Annotated in this window: 12 protein-coding genes; 3 read left to right on the forward strand and 9 right to left on the reverse strand. The window is 48.3% G+C overall.

Annotated elements, in window-relative coordinates:
* Nucleotides 1-190 precede the first annotated feature (190 nt).
* Nucleotides 191-3,364 carry an ABC transporter transmembrane domain-containing protein gene (locus H6F90_RS04115; RefSeq protein WP_190550492.1) on the reverse strand — a complete coding sequence of 1,058 codons (3,174 nt, stop codon included), beginning with the start codon at nucleotides 3,362-3,364 and terminating at the stop codon, nucleotides 191-193.
* Nucleotides 3,365-4,075: 711 nt separating this feature from the next.
* Between H6F90_RS04115 and glcD the strand changes: the two genes are divergently transcribed.
* The gene (gene glcD, locus H6F90_RS04120; RefSeq protein WP_190550494.1) at nucleotides 4,076-5,545 is read left to right on the forward strand and encodes a glycolate oxidase subunit GlcD; all 1,470 of its coding nucleotides are present in this window, start codon (nucleotides 4,076-4,078) and stop codon (nucleotides 5,543-5,545) included.
* On the opposite strand, the gene H6F90_RS04125 is transcribed toward glcD, so the two are convergent.
* Genes H6F90_RS04125 through H6F90_RS04135 form a run of 3 tightly spaced genes read right to left on the reverse strand, consistent with a single transcriptional unit; the run spans nucleotide 5,525 to nucleotide 10,304 of the window.
* On the reverse strand, nucleotides 5,525-6,643 hold the full coding sequence (locus tag H6F90_RS04125) for a response regulator (protein WP_190550496.1): 1,119 nt from the start codon (nucleotides 6,641-6,643) through the stop codon (nucleotides 5,525-5,527). The two genes, glcD and H6F90_RS04125, sit on opposite strands and share 21 nt — an antisense overlap.
* Nucleotides 6,636-7,781: an ATP-binding protein gene (locus H6F90_RS04130; RefSeq protein ID WP_190550498.1), complete on the reverse strand. Its 1,146-nt coding sequence runs from the start codon at nucleotides 7,779-7,781 to the stop codon at nucleotides 6,636-6,638. Before H6F90_RS04130 ends, H6F90_RS04125 begins: the two co-directional genes overlap by 8 nt.
* A 15-nt stretch (nucleotides 7,782-7,796) precedes the next feature.
* The gene (locus H6F90_RS04135; protein WP_190550500.1) at nucleotides 7,797-10,304 is read right to left on the reverse strand and encodes a PAS domain-containing protein; all 2,508 of its coding nucleotides are present in this window, start codon (nucleotides 10,302-10,304) and stop codon (nucleotides 7,797-7,799) included.
* A 344-nt stretch (nucleotides 10,305-10,648) separates the two neighbouring features.
* Between H6F90_RS04135 and H6F90_RS04140 the strand changes: the two genes are divergently transcribed.
* Both H6F90_RS04140 and H6F90_RS04145 read left to right on the forward strand, forming a co-directional pair.
* Nucleotides 10,649-12,004 (forward strand): FAD-binding oxidoreductase, encoded by a 1,356-nt coding sequence (locus tag H6F90_RS04140; RefSeq protein ID WP_190550502.1) that lies wholly within the window; start codon nucleotides 10,649-10,651, stop codon nucleotides 12,002-12,004.
* A 5-nt stretch (nucleotides 12,005-12,009) separates the two neighbouring features.
* Nucleotides 12,010-13,395, forward strand: coding sequence for a (Fe-S)-binding protein (locus H6F90_RS04145; protein WP_190550504.1), 1,386 nt, complete (start codon nucleotides 12,010-12,012; stop codon nucleotides 13,393-13,395).
* Here H6F90_RS04145 and proC read toward each other — a convergent pair.
* From proC to acpS, 5 genes are all read right to left on the reverse strand, one after another.
* Nucleotides 13,392-14,204 (reverse strand): pyrroline-5-carboxylate reductase, encoded by an 813-nt coding sequence (gene proC / locus H6F90_RS04150; RefSeq protein WP_190550506.1) that lies wholly within the window; start codon nucleotides 14,202-14,204, stop codon nucleotides 13,392-13,394. The two genes, H6F90_RS04145 and proC, sit on opposite strands and share 4 nt — an antisense overlap.
* A 150-nt stretch (nucleotides 14,205-14,354) precedes the next feature.
* Complete coding sequence (locus tag H6F90_RS04155; protein ID WP_190431762.1) at nucleotides 14,355-14,936, reverse strand: cell division protein SepF; 582 nt, start codon at nucleotides 14,934-14,936, stop codon at nucleotides 14,355-14,357.
* Between the two features lie 410 nt (nucleotides 14,937-15,346).
* On the reverse strand, nucleotides 15,347-16,030 hold the full coding sequence (locus tag H6F90_RS04160) for a YggS family pyridoxal phosphate-dependent enzyme (protein WP_190550508.1): 684 nt from the start codon (nucleotides 16,028-16,030) through the stop codon (nucleotides 15,347-15,349).
* A 36-nt stretch (nucleotides 16,031-16,066) separates the two neighbouring features.
* Complete coding sequence (pipX, locus tag H6F90_RS04165; RefSeq protein ID WP_190550509.1) at nucleotides 16,067-16,336, reverse strand: transcriptional coactivator PipX; 270 nt, start codon at nucleotides 16,334-16,336, stop codon at nucleotides 16,067-16,069.
* 200 nt (nucleotides 16,337-16,536) lie between these two features.
* On the reverse strand, nucleotides 16,537-16,959 hold the full coding sequence (gene acpS, locus H6F90_RS04170; RefSeq protein ID WP_190550511.1) for a holo-ACP synthase: 423 nt from the start codon (nucleotides 16,957-16,959) through the stop codon (nucleotides 16,537-16,539).
* Nucleotides 16,960-16,996 lie beyond the last annotated feature (37 nt).

Consider the following 16,996-nt stretch of genomic DNA (forward strand, 5'->3'; position numbering starts at 1 on the left):
TCGATGTATTTTCAGAAATAGCTTAGTGGTCATATTCATGCTAATCCTCACCTTTTTTCATAACTGCCAATTTGGCAGTTTTCTGACTAGCAATGTTGAGGATAAAGACTGAAATGCAGGCAACAAAATTGATAAGTGCATATTCTACAATGTTCCAGATTTAAAGATTGTATAAAGTGGACTTAAAAGATTAAAGGTCAAGTTGTTGTTGTGCTAAGTGATAGTACAATCCATGCAAAGCAATCAGTTCTTCATGTGTCCCTTGCTCTAATAAAACGCCGCGATCAATGACTAGAATACAATCGGCATGTCGAACCGTGGACAAACGATGAGCAATGATAAAAGTAGTGCGATCGCGACTAATGCGAGCCAAGTTTTGTTGAAAGCGTCGCTCTGACTCAGTATCTAGAGAACTGGTCGCTTCATCTAAAATGAGAATTCGTGGATTGCCCAAAAGAGAACGGGCGATCGCAATGCGTTGACGCTGCCCGCCAGAGAGCATGGCTCCTCGCTCACCCACTTTAGTGTTGTACCCCAATGGCATGGCCTGAATGAAGGTATGGGCCTCTGCTAGCTTGGCGACTTCCACAACTTCCTCAAGCGCAAAATTTGGGCGAGACAGCGTGATGTTTTCCAGAATGGTGCCCGAAAAAAGAAAGCATTCTTGCGGCACCACCCCAAGTTGCGATCGCAAGGACTGGGGAGAAACGTGGCGAATATCATGTCCATCCATCCAAATGCGGCCATTGGTTGGGTGATACAGACCTTGCAACAGATTCATCAAACTTGTTTTGCCAGAACCACTGCGGCCAACAATGGCGATCGTTTGCCCCGCCTGCACTTGAAAAGAAATATTCTGCAACGTGTTATGTTCTTCATCTTCTTGATAGCGAAAAGTCACATTGTCAAATTGCACATCTCCCCGCAAGCGTGGTAGAGCCAGAAGCGGTTTTCGCACAGACTCCTCTGGCTCGGTTGAGAAAACATCATCTAGCCGCTCTACGGAGACGATTACTTCTTGGAACTCATCCCACAGTCCCACTAATCGTAAGACGGGATTAATCACATTACCAATGAGCATGTTGAAGGCCACAAACTGACCAATCGTTAACTGATCGCGAATCACCAATGAAGCGCCGTACCAAAGTAGAGCAGTGCTGCCTATCGTATTGATTAACCCGCTGACCGCTTGCAAAGTGTTACTCAGCTTTTGACCCTGAAATCGAGCATTGAGCATGCTGGTGAGGCGTTCTTCCCAGCCCCATCTCAAATCCCGCTCTGCTGCCGCTGCCTTCACGGTGGCAATTCCCGTCAAAATCTCTACCAGCGTCGAGTTTTCAGCCGCTTCTCGGTTAAAGATTTCGCGTGAGATTTGCCGTAGCAAAGGAGTGGCTACGAGCACCAAAATTACAATCGGCGGAATAATAGCGACTACAAGTAATGTCAGTTGCCAGTTGTAATAAAACATCAGCCCTAGATAGACAAATATCATCAGGGCATCTAGCCAAGCAGTCACAGCTTGACGGGTCAGAAACATCTGAATTTTTTGGTTTTCTTGAACTCGCGTTAGTACATCACCCACATGGCGCGATTCAAAAAACTTCAGGGGTAATAGTAGGGCATGACTGACAAAACTACTAATTAAAGTCAGATCTAAGCGATTAGAAAAATAATCTAAAAGATACTGACGAATTGTGGTGAGCGTGATGCTCCAAATTCCAAAAATGAGGATGCCGATCGCGAAAACATTTAAGGTCAGAAGGCTTTTTTGCGTTACCACCTGGTCCAGAATAATCTGAGTAAATAGAGGGGTAATCAGCCCAAAAATCTGAATCAGGAGTGAGGCTAGAATAATTTGTAGTAGAACCCCACGGTAAGGCCAAAGTAACCGTAAAAAACGGTCGAGTGAGGGTTTTTTAGTTTCAATCTCATTCAGCTTTTCAGTGGGGTCTAGAAGCAGGGCATAGCCTGTCCAATATTGCTGAAATTCTTGGTGAGAAAGCGATCGCTTCCCAGCCGCTGGATCGGCAATCAGAATCTTCCTGCCTTGAGTGCGATAGACCACTACATAATGGTCTCCTTGCCAGTGAGCAATCCAAGGCTGCGTCTGATCCACCAAGGCACTTAAACTGGCCCGCACGGGTCGAGCATGGAACCCCAAGCGTTCGGCACTAACCGCTAAGGTTTTTAGTGAAACGCCACTCCGATCAACCCCCGCCAAGTTTCTGAGAAAGTTCAAGCTAAGGTCCTGTCCCCAATATCGCCCCACCATTGCCAGGCACGCCGCCCCACAGTCAGAACTGCTCTGTTGCTGAATAAAGGGATAACCCGCCCACAAACGTCGTCTGGAGTAACGCCGAGAGGGAGCCGGAAAATTAATGGGTTCAGAGGCAGCGCTAGCTTGAGTAGTTTCTACATCAGCGGTAGGGCGAGTCAGATGTGCTTGGGGTTTCCACGATCGCGATCGTCGAATGACAGTTGCAGGGGCAGGTGGCTGAGCTGGTGCAGCTTGCAAATGGCCATTATTGGCAACAACCTCTGATTCAGCCAGGTGCTTGATTAAATCCTCGATTTCTGGAACAAGCACTTGCAAGTTGAGAGAGTGCTCCAAAGACAGCCGATAAATTATCAGATTTGTCTGAGCCATCCAATCGGTCAGGGGTGCTTTTGAGCAATGCCAACTTGCCCCCACCATCAACGGCTGAGACTGAGCTTCTTGGCTCTGAATTTCACCGTTCCGCAACCAGCAGTAGTCTGTTTCAGCCAGAATAGGCGGAGACAAAGCATTGCCAGCAGCCACCTGGGTTTCTACGAGATAGTCGCTCACTTGCCGTAGCTTCTGGCTGGGTAGCGATCGCAGGTTGGTTAATGTTTTCAAAAAGATCAGGCGATCGCGCTGTTGAGCTTGACGGAGCAAATAGTCGCGTAGACGAGGCAGTTGATCGAACCACTCAGTCAAGGCCGCACCATCCAGGATCGCCGCCTCCACGGTACTAGCCGCGATCGCTCGGTAAGGAAGCGGAGTCTGAGCGCAAAGTGAGTCTGCCCCCCAAGTTTCGCCTGCCTCTAGAACCATGACAGGGGCTTCTCGCTGCTGAGTTGGATCAAAACTGAGTAAGCGCACCCGCCCCGCACAAACCAAATACAACTGCTCATGGCAAGCAGAATTCTGAGCTGAATTAACTAACTCAGAACTGACACAATCTTCACCCAAGTGAAACTGCTTGATTTGAAAAGCTTGGCTCAAGTCAGCAGACAGAGAAAGGTCTGCCTGAATCAAGGACAACAATTGAGAAGCCGCCAGCGCTTTAGAGCTTTCTGGAGAATGTTGAGATTGAGCTTGAATTTTTAGGCTCTGGTTCATGACTTTAGCCTTATCAAAGTCTCTTGGCTGGATTCAGTATGATCAACTCTAGCCAGTTCCTCAGGGAAATTACTGAGAAGATCCTTTGGTTAGCCCAAAAAAAGCAGGATGCACGAGTTCTAGTTAGATTTTTTTACGTGAAATCACTAAGGCTAGACTTGCTGAATTAAGAGTAACAGCAAATTTTGGGTTAATAAACCGCCCTGACTTAGCAAAAAGGGTGGTTTTCTATAGAGGAGCAGGATTAGAGCAAATATTAATTTTTTATAAACCAAAAATTACAAGTTGAAAAACTGACCAATTTAAGGCCATCAAGCAGACTTCACTGTAGGCTCAAATCCAAAACAGTTCTGCTTTTGAGCGGCAATATCCAGAAATTTACGAGTCGGATGGTCTGTTCAAAAAAACGATCATATAAATTAGCTCGGCTGAAATAATAACAAAAGGTCCTTTCTGATCAGGGTACGAAACTCTCTGTCCTTCCAGCTCCTCAGTAGTATCACGCAAGTAAGAGGTTCAAAACCAAAAACATCGGAAGATTCAGAGGAACGATTTTCTGCCATCCTATGGGGCTGAGTAGAGCGCGATCGCCTTTAGCGGCACCCCTGCTTTCACTGCCTTGGGCTTGCTGTCACAATAGTCTTGAGGACAACTTCAATTTGCCTAGTCGCTTCTTACTCGCGAGACACTATATCTTCAAGGAGAAATTTGATGATCACCCAAAACAAACAACGTGATTGGACAGCGGTGGTCAAACAATTTGAAGCCGTGGTTGGTAAAAATGGCGTTGTTCGCAGACCTGAAGAACTGCTGGTCTATGAATGCGATGGCCTGACCAGCTATCGCCAGCGGCCAGCGGTGGTGGTTTTGCCGCGTACCACCGAAGAAGTCGCAGCCGTGGTGAAGATTTGCGATCGCCAGCGCTTGCCTTTTGTTACTAGAGGCGCAGGTACAGGGTTATCGGGTGGCGCTTTACCCACCGAGAATTGTGTCCTCATCGTCACGGCGCTGATGCGAAAAATTTTGCGAGTTGATTTAGCCAATCAGCGGATTGTGGTTCAGCCCGGAGTCATCAATAGCTGGGTGACGCAAGCCGTCAGCGGTGCAGGATTTTATTATGCCCCTGATCCCTCCAGCCAAATCGTCTGCTCCGTAGGCGGCAACGTAGCTGAGAACTCTGGAGGAGTTCATTGTCTCAAATATGGTGTGACAACCAACCACGTCCTCGGTCTCAAGTTGGTCTTGCCCGATGGCTCGATTGTTGAAGTAGGTGGAGAGGTGGCCGAGACTCCCGGTTACGACTTGACAGGGCTGTTTGTAGGCTCTGAAGGTACCCTAGGCATTGCCACAGAGATTACGCTAAGAATTTTGAAACAACCAGAAGCTGTCCGGGTTTTGCTGGCAGACTTTACCAATGTCGAGGCGGCGGGTGCAGCCGTTTCTGACATTATTAGTGCTGGCATTATTCCAGGTGGCATGGAGATCATGGATAACCTCAGCATCAATGCGGTGGAGGATGTGGTGGCGACAGGTTGCTACCCTCGTGATGCAGTGGCTATTCTTTTAGTCGAAGTGGATGGTTTAGAAGTGGAAGCGGCGGCGAGTAGCCAACGAGTGGAAGCGATTTGTCGCCACAATGGAGCACGCAGCGTCACGATCGCTACTGACCCAGAACAACGCCTGAAATTGTGGAAAGGGCGTAAAGCGGCATTTGCAGCGGCGGGTAAGCTCAGCCCAGACTACTACGTTCAAGATGGCGTCATTCCCCGCACCAAGCTTCCTTTCGTCTTGCAAGAAATTGAAGCGCTCAGTCAGAAACATGGCTACAAAGTCGCCAATGTATTCCATGCTGGAGACGGAAATTTACATCCTTTAATTCTCTACGACAACTCCATCCCTGGCGAGCTGGAGCGGGTTGAAGAATTAGGTGGCGATATTCTCAAGCTCTGCGTGGAAGTAGGTGGCAGCATTTCCGGAGAGCACGGCATTGGGGCCGATAAACGCTGCTACATGCCTAATATGTTTACCCCTACCGATTTAGAAACGATGATGTGGGTGCGTGAAGTGTTTGATCCGCAACGCATCGCCAACCCGGACAAAATTTTTCCGACCCCTCGCACCTGTGGAGAGGCAGCGCGAGTAGACACGAGCAAACAATTCTCAGGGATGGAGCTTTTCTAGCGGTAAAACAACTCGAACTGTTGTTTGTTCGCCCAGAATACTCTCGATCGCCAGTTCGCCTTGGTGTAACTCAACCAAGCGTTTAGCGATCGCTAAACCCAACCCTGCTCCCTGCTGTTCGTAAATTTTACGCTCAAACTGCATATATCCACCTAAGTTGGCGATCTCCTCAGGCGGTATTCCACGGCCTTGATCGCTGACGCTCAATACAAAGGCTTGCTGGTTCTGCGCTGTCATTCCATGAGTTGTACTTAGGCGTATCGGAGTTCCGGCAAGGGAAAATTTGCAAGCGTTGTCTACCAACTCTTCGACAACTTTTTTCAGTCTGACCTCTGCCATCCACACTGACAGCTCTTCTAGGTCTAACTGAAGATCCGTTTGCCGACCTGCTGGCTCTACCACCTGCATTGCAGCGCTGGCGATCGCCACTTTAGAGCAAGGCGTTACATCCTTTTGCAACTCTTGCAAGCGGGCTGGATTGGTAGCAATTAGTTCTAGTTCGGCATACAGTAAGAACTTTTGAGTGAGTTGATATAGACGCTCCGCAGAGAGGTAAATATCCTTGGCAATTTCTAAAATCTCCCCACGTTCGATTCCCTGATACTCATCGATCAGCACTTGTGAGAGGCCCAAAATTCCATTTAAGGGAGTGTGCAGTTCATGGGGCAGGGCTACGGTGATGTTATTTCGGAGATCGTCTAATTGAGTTTGGGCTTGTTGCTTCAGAGCCTCTTGTTTGTTCAACCGCGTCGCGATCGCATTGAGCAACTGCGCTGAGGTACAAGGTTTAATCAGATAGTCATCTGCGCCCAAGTTCATACCTTGACGCAGTTCGTCTCTGCCTCCCCTAGCTGTGAGAAAAATGAAAGGGAGAGTTGCCGTGAGGCTATTTTGGCGAAGTTCTCTTAAGACACTGTATCCATCGATATCAGGCATTTGGATATCGCAAAGCACCAAATCAGGTAAATTTTCTTGGGCCAACCGCACGCCAATTTGACCATTTTCTGCTCCAATGGCTTGGAAACCTTCCACCTCCAAAAGCTCTAAAACCGCTTCACGAAACGGTTGCTCATCTTCAATCACTAAAATCTTACGCATAGGGAGCTGATGAATGAGCGAGGGAGTAACTCAACGGAAGCGTGACTGTGAATAGGGTCCCCATCCCGACCTCGCTGACAACTTGGACCGTACCACCATGAGACTCAGCGCACTGTTTAACAATAGATAACCCAAGTCCAGTCCCTGCAATGTTACTTACATTAGTACCACGGTGAAAGGGGCTGAAAAGCTGCGCTTGATCTGCAACTGGAATACCCATGCCATGATCTTGAATCCGCAAGATAGCCGCTTCTGGTTGATAGTATAAGTCGAAGTTTATTTTGCTTCCTGCAGGAGAATACTTGATCGCGTTTGACAGCAAGTTAATTAAAATATGCTGGAGTAACTTCGTGTCTAAGCAAGGCAAATGCGTACTAGCGGTGAATGGTTCTGGAAAATCGTGATTGTTAAAGCTAATCACACAATTAGTATTAGTACTAAATTGCAGTTCTTCAATTAGATCAAGACAAAATTGATTGAGATCTGAGGGAGTAGGGTTACAGATAAGTTTTCCGGCATCTGTTGCGCCAATCGCTAAAACATTATCTAATAACTGACTCATGCGCTTTACCGCCGCTTGAATTCGCTGTAAATAAGTTAATCTTTTCGCTTCGCTAAGCCTACTTTGATATTTTTCCAATAGCTCTGTGGAAAACAAAATTGTGCTGAGTGGATTGCGAAACTCGTGAGAAACCACAGAAACAAATCGCGATCTGAGTTCGCTAAGTTCTTTTTCTTGTTGTAAAGCCTTACGAGTTGCTGACTCTGCGCGATGCCGAGACAAGGCAATTTCAATCGTAGTAACCAGTTCTCGATCTTCAAAAGGTTTCAAAATGTAGCCAAAGGGATCTGATATTTTTGCTCTTTTAAGGGTAGTTTCGTCAGCATGAGCGGTTAAGTAAACTACGGGTATATCAAAGCGATCGCGAACAATTTCTGCGGTTTTAACTCCATCAAGATCACCTTTGAGAATAATATCCATCAAAACCAGATCCGGTTCAACCTCAGGAATTTTCTCAATCACCTGCTCCCCAGAACTAACGATCGCAGGAACACTATATCCTGAGCTTTCTAAACTTTTCTGAATATCAAAAGCAATTATTTTTTCGTCTTCAACTACTAGAATTTTGGTAGACATTTGATTTTAGTATTTTTATTTTATTGGCTTTAAGCTAATCCTAAAAACTGCCCCAGAGCTGCGATCGAGCTCAATTCTGCCTTCTAGTTGCTCAGTGAGCATGCAGACTAGTTGCAAGCCTAAAGACTCCGTATGATAAAAGTCTAGCTCTTTTGGTAAACCCACTCCATTATCACTCACGACTATTTGGCATTCTCCAGCCTCAGTCGACACCAACTCAACACTGACCTCACCCTTTTGGCTTTCGGGAAAAGCATATTTCAAGGAGTTGGAAATCAACTCATTAATAATAAGACCACAAGGAATTACGGCATCAATATCGAACAAAACATCTTGAACATTAATTTTCGCCGTAATGGTTTGCGATTTAACGCCATAAGACCGAAATAAGTTAGCGACTAAACTATGCACGTATTCAGCAAAGTTAACCTTAGCCAAATCTTCAGATTGGTAAAGTTTTTCATGCAGCAAAGCCATTGCTCTGACACGGTTTTGGCTTTCCTTGAGAATTTCTAGAACATGATACTCTTTAATAGAGCCAGCCTGTAGCTTAAGCAAGCTAGAAATTACTTGTAGGTTATTTTTGACCCGATGGTGAATCTCTTTGAGTAGAACTTCTTTTTCTCGCAAAGATAGTTTGATTTGCTCTTCTGCTCGCTGACGCTCAGTGATTTCCGTTAACAGTTGCTCATTAACTGCTTGCAAAGCATTAGTCCGCTTCTGAACTTTTAGCTCCAAAGCTTCATTTAATAACTGTAGATCTACTTCTGCTTGTTTGTGAGCTGTAATATCTGTGGCTACTCCTAGCACTTGGTAAGCTTTGCCATCCGGTGACAACAATGGCTTCTTAATAGTTTGGAACCAAAAAGTTCGCCCGTTGGCATCAGTTACTGTTTCTTCTGGGATAACTTTATCCTGCATGCGAAGAATCACTTCTCGATCAGCTTGCAGAAATTGCGCTACCTCTGTTGAGTTCGGGTTAAAGTCAGCGTCGGTTTTGCCCAGCAAATCTTCTACGCTAGTACCGTACATATTGGCTAATGTTTGGTTGACCAGCGTAAATCGTCCTTGCCAGTCCTTGACGAAAATCAAGTTAGGTACCGTATCAATCACATGGCAAAGAAATTCTTTTTGCGCTTTTAAGGCGGCTTCTGCCTGCTTGCGATCGGTAATGTCTCGCACAATAACTAGAACCTCATCCTCCCCGCTCACGGCAATCCGAGCTTCTTCTGTAAAAGTTTCTCCTTCTAGGCACAACTCAAATTCATAAACTTGAGTCATCCCTGTTTGCAAAGCTCGCTCAACATGAAACATCCGCTCTTGGGCGATCGCGGGTGGCATGACTTCATAAACATTTTTCTTCTGCCAACCTGTACTCGATACAACGGTTTTGAAATTTTTAGCAGGCAGAAAGTCGAGGTAATCTCCAGCACTATTCATGCGAATCATCAAGTCTGGAATCGCTGCTAGCAAAGCTCGCGTTGTAGCCTCACTTTTACGTAATGCGGCTTCTGCTCGAATGCGATCGCTGATGTCACGGACAATCACCAGCATTTTTTGATCCAGAAAAGGCAGAATTCTTGCCTCAAAATGTCTATGGGTATCTTGCCAGGGCAGAGAATATTCGACTGCAACTAAAGTGCGAGTAACTACTACCCGATTAATCGCAGCTTGTATTTCCTTGGCGACCGAAGCGGGCAAAACATCTCGCATTCTTTTGCCAAGAAATTTTTCTGGCGGCACATACAAGTCATCATGATCGTTCGCGTGGTAATCCAGAATGGTGCCATCGACATCAACTTGAAAATAGAGGTCGGGAAAGGCTTGAAAAATTGTTTTTAGCTCAAAAGTTCTACGAGACAACTGAACTTCTGTGCGACGATGATGGACAATTTCAGCAATCAGTTCATCACTGGCTTGTCTTAGCGCTGCGGTTCGCTCCTCAAATTGATTTTCTAGTTCTGCCCTAGCAATCTGTAACGCGGTTTCTAGAGGTTGAGGCGCTTCTTGAGTAGGCCGCGGTTGTCCATCTCGTACCTGGGCCATGACGGTTGCCCATTTCTGCTCCAGACATTGGTTTTCTTGCGGGTAGGACAGCAAAGCCAAGCAGAGACGCTCCAGGGTAGCCACTCCTATAATCTGCTCTCGCTCATCCGCGATCACCAAATATTGAGTCTGCGGTTGTGGCAATAAAGCCCCTACAGTGGTCCACGCGGTGGCTTCTGCTTCCTGCAGTACCAGCGGTGGCTCACCCATAACTTCAGCGACACAAAGTCCTGGCAGACTCATATCACTCACCATCAAACACATGATCTGCTGAGCAGTCACAAGCCCAACCAGTCGGCCTGCCTCCATAACTAGAGCGCAAGGCTCAGGTAAGACAGGGCTAGCCAGCAAGCGATCGCTCACACTCATCAACCTTGCCACCTCCAACACCGGAGTTTGAGGCGTCACCCTCAGAGGACAGCGATCGATTACAAGCTCTAGAGGATTGACGGGGAGGGCTAGGGGGTTGAGCGGCATAATCAATCCGTCACTGGGTAACTGTTGCGGCAGTAAAAATTTACAGTCTCTTCAGCATGCGCTTCTTAGTGCTGAGACTCGGCATAAGTCTTCAAGGATGCTGCTTCTCTTTATTGTGGCCCGTGACAACTCTGCGGTTCATGGGATTTTATACGGAGGTTTCTCAGGGGAAGATCCAAAACTTAAGTAACTCACCCTAGGATGCCAATCTCTCTAAGCTGCACACAAGCGAGCAAAACTCTTGGTAAATTAAGCCAATAGGTCTCTGAATCCAGAACAGCACGTCTCCTAGGAGCAGCGCTGTCACCTTAAGTTGCAGCATTTAAGAAGTAGTAGAAAAGTGGATGGCAGCAATTCCTGCGGAAGATTATGCAAATGCACCTCGTCTCGATGCTCCGATCGAGGAACTCACTTCTATTGTGGGAGCAGAAAACATCCGCTCTTATGGAGAGCTGTCTGAACCATGGCAGCAAGCGATCGCCCAAGCCGTCGCGCCCGGAACGCAGATTAGCGGTGTGGTTTATCCCGGCACTTCAGCAGAACTAGCCGAAGTTGTGCGTCAAGCTGCTGAACATCAATGGGGCATTTTACCCTGCGGGAACGGCAGTAAGCTCGGCTGGGGAGGACTGGGGTCAGACATTAACTTGGTAGTCAGCACTCAACGGCTCAACAGAGTCGTCGAGCATGCAGTGGGGGATTTAACCGTTACCGCTGAAGCGGGCACGAAGTTTGCTGACCTGCAAGCCCTCCTAGCCAAGGCAGGCCAGTTCCTAGCCCTTGATCCGGCTTATCCGGAAACGGCTACTCTTGGTGGCATCGTCGCCACTAGTGATGCTGGTTCATTACGGCAACGCTACGGTGGTGTGCGAGATATGCTGCTGGGTCTTTCCTTGGTGCGGGCTGATGGAGCGATCGCCAAAGCTGGTGGGCGCGTGGTGAAGAATGTGGCAGGATATGACCTGATGAAGCTGATCAGCGGCTCCTATGGTACTTTGGGCATCCTCACCCAAGTCACGTTCCGCCTGTATCCCTTGCAGACAGATTCGGGAACGGTGATTTTGACCGGAGAGGCAGAGGCGATCGCTCAAGCTACCCAAACCCTCCTGCATTCCGCCTTAACTCCCACTGCCCTGGATGTTCTCTCCACTGCTACGGTCACTAATCTGCAAATTGGCAAAGGCATGGGCTTGGTGGCGCGTTTCCAGAGCATGGCCAGCAGTGTCAAAGCTCAAACAGATCGGGTACTAGAACTGGGGCAAACGTTGAGTTTATCCAGTCACTTATATGCCGATACTGATGAACAACAGCTTTGGCAGCGCTTGGCAGCATCCATGTCCACAGATTCCTCAGAACCCATTGTTTGCAAAATTGGGGTCAGACCTGCCGAGGCGATCGCGGTCTTAGCACAAACCGAGGCCATCACCTCTCAGACAGCCGCAGGGCTAATTCATGCCAGCAGCGGGCTAGGAAAGTTGTACCTAGACAGCCAAGCCACCTCTCCCGCTACCTTGCTAGAACTGCGGACCTTGTGCCAGGCCCATGGGGGTTTCCTTTCAGTGCTGCAAGCGCCGATCGCCGTCAAGCAGGAGTTCGAGGTTTGGGGCTACGCTGGTAATGGGCTCGATCTCATGCGACGGCTGAAACATCAGTTTGACCCCAAAAATCTTTTAAGCCCCCATCGTTTTGTCGGCGGTATTTAGTGAGCATGCAAACTTCAGATCCTGCTTCCCAGCCCAACCCTCCCTCTAGCCACCCAGCTACTCAGTCAAGACCCGCAACTCTAGCCGACTTTCAGGGCTTTGATGATCATCACCCGCCTGACCCCAAACTGATTGATGCTTGCGTGCATTGTGGCTTTTGCTTGACGACCTGCCCTAGTTATCGAGTCCTAGGTACAGAGATGGACTCACCCAGAGGCCGTATCTATCTAATGGACGCGATCGAGGAGGGCAAAGCACCTTTATCTGAAGCTTCGGTACAGCACTTTGATACTTGCTTGGGTTGCCTTGCTTGCACCACAGCCTGTCCCTCGGGCGTGCAGTACGACAAACTGATCGCGGCGATGCGGCCCCAGATTGAGCGTAACTACTCGCGATCGCTACCTGACCGCTTACTGCGACGCTTGATTTTCTCGCTATTCCCTTACCCAGAACGCCTGCGGTTACTGCTAGGCCCCTTGGGAATCTACCAAAAATCTGGGCTACAAAAACTCGTGCGCTCCTTAGGCTGGCTGAAACAGATCTCGCCTCAACTGGCAGCAATGGAGTCGTTGCTGCCCCAAGTTTCCCTCAAGTCATTTCAGAACTCGATCCCGACTTTAATTCCCGCTCAAGGAAAACAGCGCTACCGAGTCGGCATGATTCTCGGCTGTGTCCAGCGTTTGTTCTTCCCCGACGTCAACGAAGCCACGGTCCGAGTGCTCACAGCCAATGGGTGCGAAGTTGTCGTGCCCCCCACGCAAGGTTGTTGCTCCGCGCTTCCTGCTCACCAAGGTCAAGAACAGCAAGCTCAGGCGATCGCTCGGCAAATGATCGATAGCTTCGAGGGCACGAATGTTGATTTCATCATTATTAATGCAGCAGGCTGCGGCCACACCTTGAAGGAATACGGTCACATTTTGCAAGATGACCCGCTTTATCGTGAGAAAGCCAAAGCTTTTGCTAGCAAAGTTAGAGATGTACAGGAGTTTCTCGTTACCGTTGGCTTAACTGCTCCACTCTCTCCGTTGCAGGAGCAACCTCTGACCTTGGTGTACCACGATGCTTGCCATCTCTTGCATGGGCAAAAAATCAGTGTGCCACCGCGCCAACTTTTACAACAAATTCCTGGAGTGCAGTTGCGCGAACCTATTGATGGAGCCTTATGTTGCGGCAGCGCAGGAGTCTATAATATGCTGCAACCTGAAGTGGCTGCCGAACTCGGCCAGCAGAAAGCTCAAAACTTACTCAATACAGGTGCACAAATGATCGCCTCACCCAATCCTGGCTGTAGCCTACAAATCAAGAAGCATATGCCAGATGCGGGTAAGAACTTAGCCATCATGCACCCGATTGAACTACTCGATTACTCAATTCGAGGTGTACAGCTTTAGCTGCCTAGCTCCTTGGCGCGATCGCAGGCTTTGGTCACAGCTTGAATTAAAGCCGAGCGAAATCCTGCTTGCTCCAGTTGAGCAATCCCAGCGATCGTTGTGCCCCCTGGACTAGTGACACGATCCTTCAGTTCCGCTGGATGCATTCCCGACTCATGCAGAAGCTGCGCTGTACCCAAGACCGTTTGCAAAGCTAACTTCGCTGCGATCGCCCGTGGTAATCCCGCCGCTACCCCACCGTCAGTCAGGGCTTCTATCGCGATCGCCACGTAACCGGGTCCAGAACCAGAAAGCCCCGTTACCGCATCGAGCAAATTTTCTGGCACCTCTACCACTTCGCCCACAGCTTCAAAAATGGTTCGGGCTTGTTCTAAGTGAACGGGCTGAGTTAATTTCCCAGGGGCGATCGCTGTCATCCCCGCTCCCACGGTGGCAGGCGTGTTGGGCATAGCTCGTACCACGGGGCATTCAGGGAAAGCAGCTTCTAACTTGTGCAGCGGCACCCCCGCCAAAATGGAAAGCACAATCGGAAGGCGATCGCGTCCTGTTAGTTTGGGAGCTAGCTTAACCGCAACAGCGTCAAACACCTGCGGTTTAACCGCCAGCAACACAATTTCAGTTGCCTCGAAAGCGACTTCGTTCTCTGAAGTCACAGCAACACCATATTGCTGCCCCAAAAAGTCACGTCGCAGTGGATGTGGCTCACTGACAATGACTTCTGAAGGCTGATAAATTTTCTGAGCGACAAGGCGGGATAACAGAGCTTCCCCCATTACCCCGCCGCCAATTAAACCAAATTTTGCAGACAACCTGTTTGCTGTCTCCTATATAAATTAGTGCGATTTAACAGGAGTCTCTGCGCCAAATCTTTTATGAGTGATATCGAAACTTCGATCCACTCACAGACTTGGCTTAATTGATAGACAACAAAGCGAACATAAGCTGTAGCTAGTGAGCTACTAAGCCATGCGAGCTTGCTCAGCAGTCCAAGCGGGCGTAGGAGCAGCAGGACGACTGGGGCGCGCTTGAGGCTGAGGCGCTTCTTGAACCACACCTGCTTGAGTCGTAACTTGCACGCAGTTGGGGGTGAAGAGGAAAATGCTTTCGCCAATCCGCTCTTGATGACCATCGATCGCGTAGGTACCACCTGCCACAAAATCAACGGCTCGTTGAGCTTGGTCGGGATCCATGATCGTCAAGTTCAAAACCACTGACTTCCGTTCGCGCAGGGCTTGGATGGCTTGAGGCATTTCCTCAAAAGAGCGAGGCTCCATTACCACCACTTCAGAGAGACCATTGATGGCTCCCGGCATGCCAATTACGTTATTCATGGTTGAACCAATTCCTGTTTCAGTGGACATTGATACGCGCTCACGAATGCGACGGCGATTCCGGGCATCTTCCTCTGGCGCGGGTTGGGGGTTCTCTTCTCGATAGAGATTTTGATATTCTTCCCCATCCGTCTCGTCATACTCATACTCATAATCGACGGGATCGTTAAAACCAACAAAATCCCGTAACTTCGTGAAAATATTGTTCACGGTTCACGCTCCATCACAACAATAGTTACCTTCAGTAAACAACTTCATTATTAGGAGGAAAAAACGCTAGTAGGCCTAAATTGACTTAAGCCCCTTAAAAAGCGTGCCTCCTAGTTGAAGCTTACGGTCGGACTTTAATAAAAAATTAAGAGCCCAAATCCATAATGAAGCTTGCGAACACCCTGGCTGACTTTCCTGAATTGACTCCACAGTATACATCGATTTCTTACTTGTAATCTCAGAAAAAGCCAGAAGTGCAGTGTTGATTTACAGGCGCAAGAGCGTGGTGGCAATTAACACAACACAACAGAAGCCAGACTTCATGGAGGGATTGCAAGCTCTTGTTACTAATACTGCCTAATAAATAAAGCATGCACATACTACCTGGGTCTAGGAATTTAGGCAAGAGGTTAGATACCCCGTTCTCCAAATAAAGTTGTGCCCAAGCGGATCATTGTCGCCCCCGCTTGCACAGCCAGCCGATAATCATTGGACATTCCCATTGAGAGCTGAGCCATCTGGATATTAGTCCAACTCTGCTGCCGAAGTTTCTCTGCTAATTCTTGCGCCTGCTGAAACACAGTTAAGGTGTCCGATTCGCTCAGCCCTAGCGGTGGAATTGTCATCAATCCTTGAATTTTCAGGTTGTGGCAGTGATCGAGTTGTGGCAAGTCGGACCACAGCTCATCCGCCGTCCAACCCGTTTTGTTGGGATCAGGCAAAAGTTTAACTTGCAAACAAACTTGCGGCTTCACTAGCAACGGCTCGGCCAAGCGATCGAGCCGTTGGGCTAATTTCAAGCAATCCACTGAATGAATCCATTGAAATAGCTCCAAAGCTTTTTGGGCTTTGTTACTTTGCAAGCGTCCAATTAAGTGCCAAGTGATATCCGGCAAATCTTGTAGTTCAGCTTGCTTAGCTTCGGTTTCTTGAATTCGACTCTCGCCAAAATCTCGCACACCTGCCGCGTAAGCAACTCGCATTGCTGCCACTGGCACCTGCTTAGTCACAGCAATCAACTTTACCGTAGGAGGTAAGCTTTGCTGAATGCTAGCAATGCGATCGCGATAGGTGCTTGGCTGGGAGAAGGTCATTGCGTCGAATATAAAGGCGACAGCACGATGGGAGCCTTATTGGAAAGTTTGTTTGTAGATGGCCTGTAGCTGCTCTTGCTCTTTAGCCTGCCCTGCCCGCCGTAGCAGCCGCAGCCGATTCTCGACTAAGATTCGGGCATCTGTCCGACCAATAGGTTCAAACTTTAAGCCATTGGGTCCGCTATGCACCATAAAAAAGAGCCGTTGGGCATACAAAGTCGCAAACAGTTCTTGGCTTTCCTCAACAAGACAAATCCTGAAGAGTAAACCAAAGGTGGGATGATTCAGATAAGTTTCAGTACTCATTCAGCTTCAAGCTGGCAGCAATAGCTAGGTCAAAATTAAGGTTTAGATTACAAGCCAAATTTGGTAGTTGCGATCGCCAACAATATTATTAAATCGTGGAGTCTGTTTCAGTATCGCTCTAAGCGTGACTAATTAGTTCAAATTAGCCTAATAGAATTCCATGCAAGATTTAAGGCAATTCACTATCTAGTCGCGGCAAACTAGTCGCGGCAAAAAGCAATTGCCGTCGCGATCGCATAATCACCATCATGACTCAGGCTCACTTGCCAATGATAATCTCCCCACGTAGACACCGCGATCGCCGCCGCTCCATAGAGACAAACTTTTGGCTGTCCACTGGGCTGACGTTGAACTTCAATATCGGTGTAGCGTAGACCTCGCCAGCCAGTACCTAAGGCTTTCGCAACAGCCTCCTTGGCAGCCCAGCGTCCTGCTAAACGACTTGCTGAAACATCAGTTCGCTTTTCGCGAAGACCAACCGGAACAGGGACTTGAATCAAAGCCCCAGCGTCCTGCTGCTCGGCGGGGGTGTAAACTCGTTTCAGAAACCGCTCCCCAAAACGGTCCAGTGCCGCTTGAATGCGAGGAATGTAGACAATATCTGTCCCAAGGCGAATATTCAAGCAAACCTATCTTTAACGACCAGATTTCATCACTTTA

The organism is Trichocoleus sp. FACHB-591, assembly GCF_014695845.1.
Classification (GTDB): Bacteria; Cyanobacteriota; Cyanobacteriia; order FACHB-46; family FACHB-46; genus Trichocoleus.